General features: G+C 47.2%; 6 protein-coding genes and 1 tRNA gene. All 7 read right to left on the bottom strand.

Annotation, left to right across the window (positions count from 1 at the left end):
* Positions 1–71 precede the first annotated feature (71 nt).
* Positions 72–2,780: a hypothetical protein gene (locus MHB85_RS08830; RefSeq protein ID WP_341072786.1), complete on the bottom strand. Its 2,709-nt coding sequence runs from the start codon at positions 2,778–2,780 to the stop codon at positions 72–74.
* A 138-nt stretch (positions 2,781–2,918) separates the two neighbouring features.
* The gene (pheT, locus tag MHB85_RS08825) at positions 2,919–5,372 is read right to left on the bottom strand and encodes a phenylalanine--tRNA ligase subunit beta (RefSeq protein ID WP_192134676.1); all 2,454 of its coding nucleotides are present in this window, start codon (positions 5,370–5,372) and stop codon (positions 2,919–2,921) included.
* 82 nt (positions 5,373–5,454) lie between these two features.
* Positions 5,455–6,489 carry a phenylalanine--tRNA ligase subunit alpha gene (gene pheS / locus MHB85_RS08820; protein WP_017689641.1) on the bottom strand — a complete coding sequence of 345 codons (1,035 nt, stop codon included), beginning with the start codon at positions 6,487–6,489 and terminating at the stop codon, positions 5,455–5,457.
* Positions 6,490–6,903: 414 nt separating this feature from the next.
* A complete protein-coding gene (gene abc-f / locus MHB85_RS08815; RefSeq protein WP_341072784.1) occupies positions 6,904–8,796 on the bottom strand; it encodes a ribosomal protection-like ABC-F family protein in 1,893 nt (630 codons plus the stop codon).
* Positions 8,797–9,316: 520 nt separating this feature from the next.
* Positions 9,317–9,387 (bottom strand) — tRNA-Gly (locus MHB85_RS08810).
* Positions 9,388–9,546: 159 nt separating this feature from the next.
* Positions 9,547–11,673: a bifunctional diguanylate cyclase/phosphodiesterase gene (locus MHB85_RS08805; RefSeq protein WP_091014835.1), complete on the bottom strand. Its 2,127-nt coding sequence runs from the start codon at positions 11,671–11,673 to the stop codon at positions 9,547–9,549.
* A 287-nt stretch (positions 11,674–11,960) separates the two neighbouring features.
* On the bottom strand, positions 11,961–12,917 hold the full coding sequence (locus tag MHB85_RS08800) for an aldolase catalytic domain-containing protein (RefSeq protein ID WP_047842252.1): 957 nt from the start codon (positions 12,915–12,917) through the stop codon (positions 11,961–11,963).
* Between the last annotated feature and the right edge of the window lie 79 nt (positions 12,918–12,996).

Below are 12,996 nucleotides of genomic sequence, written 5' to 3'. Positions count from 1 at the left end.
GCTCCTTCTTTAGTATAACAAATTGTACCAGAGTACGTTGCCCACGAGCCAGTTCTGCTGCATTCATTCCGCTAGGTCTGGTCCTGTTCAATCAATTCAATCCATTCGTTATATTCCGTCTGCAATTTCGTATATTCATCATGCAACTGACGATATTCCGTGTTCAGCTGCTCTGCCTTCTCCTGCTCCATTTCACGTTCAACCTGTAACAAACGTAATTGATTGGCCGCTAGTTCGTAACGCTCCCCCATCTCAAGCAGTTCAGTTTCCATGATCTCTTTCTCTTGGGTCGCTTCTGCACGTAACTTGTCCAGCTGCTGTCGTTCTTGCTCCAGTCCCTCCAGCAACTCACTACTTGCCGCACTTTCTCTCTTCCAAACCGTCAGTTCATTCTCAAGTGCAGCCCAGCGTTCCTGCCAGGATTGTTCCTGAGCCGCCCATTCATCTGCACGGCGTTGCCACACCTGGTCGTTCTGCTCTGCTTGTTCAACACTTGAGCGAAGTTCTTCTTCACGTCTCGTCAACTGTTCCAGACGGGATGCCAACTCGGCCTGTTCGGCTGACAGCTCTTCGTATTTGATCTGCCACTCCAACGCTTCTTCCTCAGTCTGGGCTAGCCGGTTCTCTTGCTCAGAGTAACGCTCGGAAAGTTTAGCTGAAGATTGACTTGCTTCTTCAAGTGCGTTCACAATCTCCTGTTTCTCCTTGCTCAGTTCATCCAGCTTGGAACTGTAATTCTCTTCACGTTGTAATGCATCACTGTAATCATTACGGATTTGTTTATAGTTATCCTGAAGTCGATTCAGCTCTTCCCGAACAACATTTAGCTCACCTTCAAGCTGATTGCGTTTCTCTTCCAAAAGCTCTGCATCCTTCTGGTATTGCACAGCCTCTTCATGGTTGAAACGAGACTCTTCCTTCACCACGGACAATTCATCATGAAGGGATTGCACACCAGACTCCAACGTTTCATTTTGTTCAGCAACTTCAAGAATCTGATTCTCCAGGTCTCCGATCTCAGCCAATCGCTGCTCAGCAAGATCCTTCAAGGACTGCTCACGTTCCGTAAGCGTGCCGATCTCATTCTGCAATGTACGCACCGCAGCATGAGCCTGTTCAAGCACTTTATGCAGTCTGCGCTGTTCCTCTTCCGACTTCACTTCAGCCTCACGAAGCTTTTGGGCTTCCTGTTCAAGCTGTGCATGTTGCTCCTGAAGTTTGCGTAGCTGTGCTGTGAGAGAGGTTTCTCTATCCACAGTTTCATTATACTTCTGCTTCCATTGTTCCTGTGAATCACGGGATTGCTGGGCAGCCTGTTCCGTTTCACGCAGAAGCTCCTGCAACTGGGAACGGTCCTCTTTCAACTGCTCCAGTTGTTGCTCCAGTTCCGTAATTCGGCGAGTCTGAACTTCCTGTTCCTGTTTACGGACCCCATGCTCATGACGTAACGATTCCAATTGACCACGCTCATGCTGAAGCTGCTGTTCTTGCTCTGCAACCATGTCCTGTGCACTGATGAGCTGGGTCATCACTTCTTCTAATTGCTCTTCGACATCTAATAGTCGAGTCTCCGCCTGTTTACGTTGTTCCTCAAGTTGCTGTTTGAGCTTGCCCTGTTCTTCTTGCAACAAGGCCTCTGCCGCCGCTTCGGCTTCTTTCGCTTGGGACGCTGCTGCTTCCTTGGCTTGCTGCAATTGTTCCTCGAAGGCTGCTTCTTTCTCCATCCATTCGAGTTCCAACTGCTCGGATAACGCCTTGAACTCCGCATTCAACTGATTTATCTCAGTCAGGCGCTTCTGCTCCGCTTGTTCCTGTATGGCAGACCGTTCCTGATTCGCCTGATCCGTGAGCTCTTGTGTCTGTTGCAGCGCTTTTTCTTCAGCCTGTTGAAGACGAAGTTCCATCTGTTGCTGAAGTTCGTTATATTGCAGCGCTGCTTCTTCCTGAGCTTTCTTCAGATTGCTCTCTGCCTGCTCCAACTCGGACAAAATGGCCGACTCGGCTTCTTCCTTGGCTGTCTGGACCTGCTGCGCAGCCTTGGCTTCAATCTGTTGACGTTCTGCAACGGCACGGCTTTCGGCTTCTTTTAATTGAGCTGCAGTCTTGTCCTGCAACTCTTTATATTGCGCCGCAGCTTTGGCCTGCGCCTGCTGCAATTCGGCTGCAGAACGGTTCTGAGCTTCTTTGAGCTGGGAAGCAGCCTGTGCCTGTGCATTTTTAAGCTGGTTAGCCGCTTTCTCTTCCATTTCCTTCAGCTGTTTCGTTCCCTTGGCTTCTGCTTCCTTCAGTTGTGCTGTCGCTTGGGCCTGCAATTTCTGCACTCGCTCCGTTGCTTGAGCGCGTTCTTGCTCCAGCAGCTTATTCAACTTGGCTATCTCTGAATTTTTGTCCGATTCGGACTTTTGCAACGCCTGCTCTGCTTCAATCTTCAGCTGTTGCAAATCAGCAAGAGCCTGGTCACGACGTTCCAATTCTTGTTGATGTTCATTTTGTATGGCGTTTAACCGATTCAATTCGTTTCTCAGTTCTGTACGTTCTCCAGTAAGCATCTTCAGTTCATTACGGATTTCCTGAGTCTGAAGAGACTGTTCAGCCATATGTACAGCCGCCAGTACCGCAATACGCGGAGTATCCAGACGGGAATTTTGCTTGGAGATTGCGCCCATACGCTCATCTACCAGGTTAGCTACTTGTTTCATATAGTCGGCACTGCTGCCAACCAGTTTATAGGAAGTCCCGTAGATCTCTACGGTGACGCGTGTACGATCAGGTGTAGTCACAGTTGTGCCCTCCTTCAAGTCTGTATGTTGATTCTAAGCTGTAATCACAAAAAAGTCACATCGATCCTCTAATGCTAAGGATTCGATGTGACTTCAAACAATTCCTGCTAATCTTTGTTCAAAAAATCTTCTTTTGTCCTATTTACGCAATTCCGCTCCGAATTGCTCTTCCAGACGAGCCACTACACGGGCATGAACTTCAGTAACTTCCTCATCGGTGAGTGTACGTTCACGATTCCGGTATACCAGTGCCATCGCCACGCTCTTCTTGTTTTCACCCAGTTTACTGCCAGTAAACACATCGAATACCTGTACGTTTTGTAACAATTCACCCGCCGATTCACGAATGGCGCGCAGCATATCTCCAGCTTCAACATCCTCATTCACAACAACCGCGATATCACGTTCCATGGCTGGGAAACGCGGAAGCTCACGATAACGAATGTCAGCGTCTGCTTCGCTGTAGATCGATTCAAGTGCAATCTCTGCGATGTACACATCATTCAGATCATACTGCTGTTGCAGTTCCGGATGCAATTGACCCAATGTACCGATCAATGTGCCTTCCCCGCCATCCTTACCTTCCAGGTAAACCGATGCGGAACGTCCCGGATGGAATCCTTCAGGGCTGTTTGCTACCAAGCGAATGCGTTGTTCAAGCCCCACATAGGCGAACAGATGCTCAAGAGCACCTTTCAGATCGAAGAAGTCTACTTTCTCCGCTCCAACATTCCACTGCTGGCTTGCACGATTCCCGGTGAGCAGCAGCCCCAGTACTGGGATTTCATGCGGTTGTTTGGTCAACTGATCTTCTTCGGTGAAGAACACATTGCCCACTTCAAATACAGCCAGTGAATCCTGTTTACGGTTCATGTTATACACCGCTGCATCCAGCATTTGTGGCAAAATACTCGTACGAAGCACACTGCGGTCCTCGCTCATAGGCATCGCGAGTTTCACGGCTTTACTTCCTTGTGTCAACGCCGGGAACAGGGTCGCTTTATCCGGGTGCACAAAGGAGTAACTGATCATTTCCTGCCAGCCACTGCCTGAGAGCAATCCACGAATCGTGCGACGCATCGCTTGAGAGCGTGTATATGCCCCTGGAGTCGTGGGTCCTTCAATCCATGTGGTTGGAATGTTGTCGTATCCGTACAGGCGTGCAATCTCTTCAAACAAGTCTACATCGAGCGTAATGTCCCCTCTGCGTGTTGGCACTTCCACATCCAGCAATCCTTGATCAGCATCACCACATGCAAAGTGCAAGCGAGCGAAGATCGTTTTTACCTCAAGCAAAGACAGATCCGTTCCCAGATAACGATTCAGTCGGTCCAGCGACAATTGAATTACACGTTTCTCCGCAGCTTCTGCTCCAGCTTCCACGATTCCTTGGTGCACTTCACCTTCAGCATAACGCTGAATCAGTTCAGCCGCACGATCCAAAGCCGTAATCACCGCACCCGGGTCTACTTCCTTCTCAAAACGCATGCTTGCTTCGGAACGCAGCCCCAGTTGGCGCGACGTTTTCCGAACGGTCCCGCCGTCGAACTTGGCGGACTCCAAGAGCAGATTCACCGTGCCTTCCGATACCTCGGAATTCTCGCCACCCATAACCCCAGCGATGGCTACAGGTTTCACTCCATCCGTGATGAGCAACATGTGCGGCTCCAGCTTGCGCTCCTGTCCATCCAGCGTAACAATCGTTTCGCCTTCGTTGGCCATCCGCACTTCAATATGGCCCTTTTCCAGCTTATCCGCATCGAATGCATGTAGCGGTTGACCGTATTCCAGCATGACATAGTTCGTGATATCAACGATGTTATTGATTGGGCGAACACCTGCCGCCATGAGACGGTTTTGCATCCACAGCGGGGAAGCAACCAGCTTAATGCCAGTTACATAACGAGCTGCATAGTGACTGCATTGCTCCTGTGCCTTAATCTCTACAGAGATATGATTCGCGGCTACATCACCAATTTCAACCAGTTGGTCTTTGGGACTTGGCAGCTTCACTTCACGACCCAGAATGGCACCCACCTCATAGGCAACACCACGCATGCTGAGACAGTCGGAACGGTTCGGTGTCAGGTCCAGTTCAAGCACATGATCGTCGAGACCAAGAACCTGGCTGATTGGCGTGCCAACCTCCGTTTGTTCCGGCAGAACGAGAATACCTTCCTGCTGATCTTTGGGAAGCAATTTGTCGTTCATGCCCAGCTCTTTGGCGGAACAGATCATGCCAAGGGAGACAACACCGCGCAGTTTGGCTTTTTTGATATCCATTCCACCAGGGAGCTTCGCTCCAACCAGTGCTACGACTACTTTTTGGCCTGCATCCACATTTTTCGCACCACACACGATCTGCAGATCTTCTTCCTGGCCGGCATCGATGACACATACATTCAGTTTGTCTGCATCCGGGTGTTTCTCCTTGCTCTTCACATAACCTACAACAACTTTATTCACGCCCTTGTTGCGGTTCTCCACTACATCAATTTCGACACCCGCACGGGTGATTTTCTCCGCCAATTCCTGTGGCGTCACACCTTCAAGGGAAATATAATCAGACAGCCAATCTGTCGATACTCTCATGGACGTTCACTTCCTTCATCTATAAATTGGTGTTCCCAGTTCATTTGCTTGCTCTATATGGTTAATCTTTCTTGTCTTAAAGTTATAGCCGTCCGAATTGCTTCAGGAAGGTCAGATCGCTATTGTAGAAGTGACGGATATCATCAACACCGTACTTCAGCATCGCGATACGCTCTACGCCCATACCAAATGCGAAACCACTGTATTTCTCCGGATCATAACCACCCATTTCCAGTACTTTCGGGTGAACCATACCGCCCCCCAAAATCTCAAGCCAGCCTGTTTGCTTACATACGCGACAGCCGCTGCCGCCACATTGTACACAGGTTACATCCACTTCCGCACTTGGCTCTGTGAACGGGAAGAAACTTGGACGCAGACGAATTTCCGTGTGGGAACCGAACATTTCGCGCACGAATTGCAGCAGGGTCCCTTTCAGATCGCTCATACGAATGTTTTCGCTAATGACCAACCCTTCAACCTGGTTGAATTGGAAAGAGTGCGTCGCATCGTCGTCATCACGGCGGTATACTTTACCTGGGCAGATGACTTTGACAGGCACTTCGCCCTTCATGCTCTGCATGGTACGTACTTGAACCGGCGATGTATGGGTACGCATCAACAAGTCTTCGGTAACATAGAAGGAATCCTGCATATCGCGCGCCGGGTGATTCTTCGGTAGATTCAATGCTTCAAAATTGTAATAATCCATTTCGACTTCAGGACCTTCCGCAACGCGGTATCCCATACCGATGAAAATATCTTCGATCTCCTGTACCACTTTGGTCAGTGGATGCAGTCCGCCTTGACGTCCACGACGTCCTGGCAGAGTCACATCAATTTTCTCGGATTGCAGACGCTTCGCCGTCTCTTCCTTCTGGAACTGATCCTGCTTGCTGTCGATGACTTCCTCAATGGCAGCCCGAACATCATTGGCTACTTGACCAATAACTGGACGTTCCTCCGCACTAAGTGCACCCATACCGCGCAAAATTTCAGTTAATGCACCCTTTTTCCCCAAATACTTTACACGCAGATCACCGAGCGTCTGCGGATCATTCACACCAGACAACTGCTCCAGCGCTTCGATCTTCAATGCCTCTAATCGTTCTTTCATGTGTAATTGCCCCCTTTTTGTGGTGTTTTTGCAACAAAAAAAGGCCTTCTCTCCCCTGAAGGGACGAAAAGACCGTGGTACCACCCTTGTTAGACATCCATTGCTGCGTGGCCCTTCTGGCCTGCAACCGGTTCTGTCTCACTTTGTACGGAATAACGACCGTTAACCGTTTGCCCCTACTGTTGCCTCTGTGTCTGCACACAAACAGGTTCAGGGAACCGCTTCGGAGTGAATTTCGGCAGCCTTGTTCTACAGAAACGCTCTCAATCTACGGCGCTTCCTCCCTGTCCAGAGGCACTGCTTACTTATCTCCATCATCACGTTTACTTGTTAGTTAAACCCATATCGATATAATCATCGATGATCGTTCATAATTATATGCAAAATAGATCGAAATAGCAAGCCGTCCATGTTCTAATTTATGCTTGCACCCTTATCTTTCAATTGTTTTAGGCGCTGCTGGATTTCGCGAATCTCAGCTGCCTCGATTGCTCGCTCATTCGATTGCTCGCGCTGTGTCAGAATGTCTTTTCCAGCATTGCTCACAGGAGACAGCAACTCCGACAGGCGCATCTCCAATCGCAACCTCTCGTCATCGAATTCCCGGGTCTCCAGCGCATGCTTCCGAAGTTTGCTTGACTGCTCCCAATCCGACACGCCTCCTTCAAACAAAGTTGTTGTGCCTCCAGCCTCCAGATCGCACAATCGATTCGCGAGTGTCTTTGTCAGCATCCGGTCATGGGATACAAGCACCAAAGCACCTGAAGCCTGTTTTAATACATTCTCCATGACTTCCTGGGTATCAATGTCCAGATAGTTCGTCGGTTCGTCCAGCACTAGCAGATTTGCTCCGCCAAAATACAATCTCAAAAATGCCACTCTGCACTTTTCTCCCATGCTCAAATCCCCAATGCGCTTGAACACATCATCTCTGGAAAACAGAAAACATCCCAGAATGGTCCGTGCCGCACTTTGTGTCATGGATGGAAGGGTAAGCAAGCTGTCCAGCAGGGTCAGATGCTCGGGAAGTCCCTCCAGTTCCTGTGAAAAGTAACCGATTCTCAGCTGTGGATGCCGTGTGACCTTGCCTTGCGAAGGTTCCAGCTCACCAATCATCAGCTTCAACAGTGTAGTTTTTCCTGTTCCATTGGGGCCTCTTACGGCAAGACGGTCTCCACGTTCAACAGTGATTCGAAGGTTGCGAAGCACTGGCTCATTACCCGTGTATGAAAAACTCACTTCTTCCAGCGCAAGAAGCTGGCGTGCAGCCAGTGGATTCATCTGTAATTCCATGTTCAACTTTGCAGCTTCACGAGGTTTATCCACCCGTTCCCGCTCCAAACGTTCCAGCTGTTTTTGTTTCGCATGGTATCGTGAAATATTTTTGTTGGCTTTGGCCTTGTAGAAGCTCTGGGTGATCTTCACCTCCACATCGGTTGCCGAATTATGCGCTTTATGGAACCATTCCTGATAATTCCGAATCGTTTCTTCCAGCGCCTTACGTTCCAATTCCTGCCTGCGGTAGATCGTTTCCTGTTCGCGTAATTCTCGCTCTTTGTGGAGCTTGTAGTCGGAATATCCGCCCTTGTATTTGGTCAATGCATCTGGACTGAACTCAATGACTCCTGTTGCTACCTGATCAATAAACGTACGATCGTGTGATACAAATAACAGCGTACCTTCATATGAGGATAACCACTCTTCAAGCCAGCGCATGCTTCCCTCATCCAGATGATTCGTCGGTTCATCCAGAATCAGGAATCTGGGTTTGCTGACAAGCAGTCCCGCCAAACGAGCCTTTGTTTTTTGTCCACCGCTCAAGGAATGATAGGATCTACTCCAATGCTCTGCAGATAATCCAAGGCGAGTCAGTACTTTCTCTACCTCAGTCTCCCACATATAACCGTTCAACTGTTCATATTGCTCCATCACTTGTGTATAAGCTGCAAGCAGCTCTTCATCCGCTTCAGTGCTGATGCTCAGACGTTGTTCCAGTTCTTCCAAGTTCCGTTTTACTTCATAGATCTGACCGCTCTCACGCCGGACCGCATCCAGTACATTCATCCCGGCCCCAATCTCCGAGCGCTGGCGCATGAACCCCCATTCCTGCTGAGGGATATGACGTTCAATCCGTCCACCACCATGCTCCTCACCCAAAATGATGCGTAACAACGTTGTCTTGCCGCATCCGTTGCGACCCAAAATAGCGAGTCGCTCGCCCTCATTAATCTCCAAATTCAATCCTGTAAACAATTCATTACCGTTCCACTCTTTTGATACTTCATGTAAGCGTACCAATGTCATCATGAGGCCTCATCCTTCCTGCATCCTTTTTGCTGAATAAAAAAAACCGCTGGCATCAGCCGGCGGTTTGGCAATTCAGGGTTGGATCAAGCATTCAAAGACAGATCTAAGGTAAGCTACGGCATGAACAAAGAAACCCCAAACACAGGGTACACGTAAACCTTCAAGGCTTACTTGTTCCATACCTTTTCCCATAGCTGAATTTGGACACACGAATCCCCTCATTGCTCAGCCGCTCTGGCTGACTGCGTCATAAAACCGTCTGCAGTTAACTGGGGTTCAATTCATGTGTTTTACTTCATGGGACGTATGGTTACCTCTCATTCATGTGTAGTATCAATTTCTCCGTTATTGTACCAGATCATTGTAAAAAAGCAAAGGTTATATAAATTAAACTAAAGAATACTTACTTACTCGCCACTCCGATGACAAAACAACCTTCTACTCGTTATTACGACGAGATTTCCTTTAGCGCAATAGAAAAAAGCCCCTGCATCGCAAGGACTCCGGTACTGCTTCGTTAAGCGGGTGATGGGAATCGAACCCACGCTATTAGCTTGGAAGGCTAAAGTTCTACCATTGAACTACACCCGCATGATTGAAGATTTATTGTTAAGTTCCTTAGGAATTTAACAGTGATTTTACAAATAATAATATACCATGATCCTCTATAGCATGCAAGTCATATTTCCCATTTTTTTCATTACGAATCCATCAAAAAAAGCAGGAGCACCCTCGCACCCCCGCTGTTCCCTAGCCTGTAGGCTTATCCACATCTCTCAAAAACTGCTTTTCAAATTCAGCGGCTTTAATCGGTTTGCTGAAGAAATAACCCTGAGCCTCGTGACAGTGTTGATTGCGAAGAAAGACCATCTGATCTTCGTTCTCCACGCCCTCAGCTGTGACTTTCAGTTGTAAATGATGTGCCATTGAAGTGATGGTAGATACGATCGCGGCGTTATTGCTGTCCTCCATGACTTCATTCACGAATGAACGGTCAATTTTGAGTCGATCAATCGGCAGATCCTTCAGATAGTGCAACGAGCTGTATCCCGTTCCAAAATCATCAATACTGATATGCACACCAATTTCTTTGATTTTGCGCAACTGTTCGAATGACCGGTCTTTGTCAAATGTCATGCTCTCTGTAATCTCCAGTTCAAGCCATACAGGCTCTAGTCCCGTCTCTTTGAGAATGCCATTGATATTGTCCAACAAATGGGAATGCCTGAATTGTCTCATCGACAGATTCACCGAAACACACAGTTTACGATAACCGGCTTCCTGCCACTGTTTGTTCTGTGCACACGCTTCACGAAGCACCCATTCGCCAAGTGGCACAATGAGCCCACTCTCTTCTGCCAGAGGAATAAATTCCGCCGGAGATACCGGGCCTCGCTGCGGATGCTGCCAACGCACCAAGGCTTCCATGCCAACGATTAGCCCACTTTGCAGATTAACCTGCGGCTGGTAAACCAGGTAGAACTGACCTCGATCCAACGCCTTGCGCAGATCATTCTCAAGCTGCAAACGCTCCTGTGCCTTCATCTGCATCGCATGGGCAAAACGATTCAGTTCCATTCCTTGTTCCTTAGCACTGTGCAAAGCCGTATCGGCATTCTGAATAATCTCCAGTGGTGACTCGCCATCATGTGGGAAAATGGCCATCCCGATTCCAAGTGTAAGATGATACTCATTGCCATCAACCAAGACCGGCTTCTCAAAAAGTTGCAATATGGATCTTGTCCGACGCAATGCTGTATCGGTTGAACTGAAATCTGTCATCGTTAATGCAAACTCATCTCTGCCCAATCCAAAGACTTCTTCTCCTGGAAGTGACAAATGTTTCAGTCGTTGGCCTACCTGACGCAAAACCCGGTTAGCTGCTTGCTGTCCGAGCGAATCATTAATGGTTTTGAACCGATTAATATTCAGGACCAGTACACCAACAAGCTGTTCCTCCACCACGGCATCATCCATCATCTTTTTCAACCGCTGTGAAAGGCGACGACGGTTTGGAAGTCCCGTTACATCATCATGATGAGCAATATAGTTCATCTTGGCTTCCGCGACCTGCTGTTGCAGGAAAGGCGTGTCCACTACGGACGTATACAGCCCTTTTTGAATGAAAAAATAGGCCATACAATTACTCAGCAATCCTAACAGCAAATTGAGATCGTTCACCCCAGTTGCTGAAACAAAATAACATTCACCAAAAAAGAAACACAGAATGCCACACAGAATGGTTGGTAGATCACCATCTTTGGTTTTTTTCCATTGTACAAACAAAAGAACTGCAATAATGCCATAGAGCAATCCAACCATAAAATGAACGCGGGTGAAGATTCCACCAAGCACATCTCCATCAAGCATACTTGGCAACATACTCCATTCCTGAATAGCCAGTATGTACAAAATAACAAAGGTACCCAATGTCCCACTGAACAGTAAGAATTTGCGTGGTAATGCAATTTCTTTCTCATTTAAGGTATACACGAGCAGTAAACCTACAGAACATACCAAAGATCCCATGGTTGACATCATTAAGGAGAAATCCGATTCCATCATGGCTCCATTTGGAATCTCTTCTGCAAATGAAACGATATGAACCAGTTCAAACAGACCAATCAATAAAAAAAGTGTGGTCAATACTGTCCTCCGAAGGGTTAGCTTCTGTGTCCGAAACAACCAGCTTTGATTATAGATGCCGATACAAGCTGCTGCCGCAGCAAATCCACCCAAGAGTGTCAAAACCGGGTAACCCGATATGGTCAGATCAGAGCTTGAAGAAGAACGAAACCATTGACTTGCGAGGAAACACAATAAGCCGCATACAGCGACCCAACTTATTTTTCTCTGATCTTGCAGATTAACCTTCATGCGTGTTTTCCTTCCCGGGATCACCTATCCTGAATTACATTAACCAAACTTAACAGCTTACTACACGATTCGACAAAAAAATATTAACCAACGTTCAATTCACATGCATACACATGCTATCTGGTACATAATAACATTTAATTTTGTATACGTGAACTAAAAAATAGTTACTCCTAGGAATATTTATTCATAAATATAGAGAAAAACAAGGCATTAAGAACTAAAAAAACATGGATCTCCAGTTAGAGTCCATGTTTTCCTATTTCGCAACTGTATTTCAGACTATATTACTTATCAAAATTCACTTCTGGTGTTGTTAATTTATCATAGAAATCAACAACCTTATCCTTGTCTTCCGATGAGCGAATCGCCATCGCTGAACGTGGATGCTCGTCCAACGCGCCTGTAATCATGTAAGGCAGAATGTAACCCCATTCTTCTTTTTCTCTCAGTGGAACCATCAACTGTTCCAATACACCAAGTACTGGACGCAGATTGTATTTTGTTCCTTTCAGATGAGCTACGAGCAATTCGGTTGGACAGTTTCCAGCAGCACGGCCCATACCATACACAGAAGCATCAAGCAGTTCGACGCCAAGTTCTGCCGCAACCAATGTGTTAGAAAACGCAAGTTGCATATTATTATGTGTGTGAACACCAAGACGTTTGTTAGGCAAGTGAGTCTTGAACTTCTCTACCAGATATTTCACATCATTATGGTCCAAGCTACCGTAGGAGTCTACAATGTAAACAACATCCACAGCGCTTTCTTTGATCAATTCAAATGCTTCCAGCAATTCATTCTCCATAACATTGGAGAGTGCCATAATATTAAGTGTAGTTTCATATCCACGATCATGGAATGTTTGAACCAGTGCAAGTGCCTTGTCCACATCTTTGCTGTAGCAGGCAACCCGGATCAGATCCAGCATGCTCTCACTACGAGGCAAGATATCATTTTCGTCCACACGTCCAACGTCAACCAGTGCAGACAGTTTGGTATTTCCTTTTTGAGGAATAACTTTACGCAGGAAATCATCGTTCAGGAAACGCCACGGTCCTGCTTCCTCGGCACCTTTAAGCAACTTCGGAGAGTTCTTATATCCAATTTCCATATAATCAACGCCAGCTTCATTCAATCCAGCATACAGCTGTTGAACAAAGTCCACGCTAAAGTCCCAATTATTCACCAATCCGCCATCACGGATCGTACAATCTACAATTTTGCAATGATTTGTCTTCATTAATGTCTGCTCCTTTTCTGACCAACTTGTGTATTCCTCTCATGATACTTGAACGTGACAAGAAAAGTAAAGGGATTCC

It is taken from the genome of Paenibacillus sp. FSL K6-4396 (genome assembly GCF_038002525.1).
Classification (GTDB): Bacteria; Bacillota; Bacilli; order Paenibacillales; family Paenibacillaceae; genus Paenibacillus; species Paenibacillus amylolyticus_B.
This window is presented reverse-complemented; position numbering and strand designations above follow the sequence as displayed.

Excerpts from the sequence above, each read along its gene's own strand:
- pheT (WP_192134676.1), bottom strand. The coding sequence starts at position 5,372 with ATGAGAGTATCGACAGATTGGCTGTCTGATTATATTTCCCTTGAAGGT.
- pheS (WP_017689641.1), bottom strand. The coding sequence starts at position 6,489 with ATGAAAGAACGATTAGAGGCATTGAAGATCGAAGCGCTGGAGCAGTTG.
- abc-f (WP_341072784.1), bottom strand. The coding sequence starts at position 8,796 with ATGATGACATTGGTACGCTTACATGAAGTATCAAAAGAGTGGAACGGT.
- MHB85_RS08805 (WP_091014835.1), bottom strand. The coding sequence starts at position 11,673 with ATGAAGGTTAATCTGCAAGATCAGAGAAAAATAAGTTGGGTCGCTGTA.
- MHB85_RS08800 (WP_047842252.1), bottom strand. The coding sequence starts at position 12,917 with ATGAAGACAAATCATTGCAAAATTGTAGATTGTACGATCCGTGATGGC.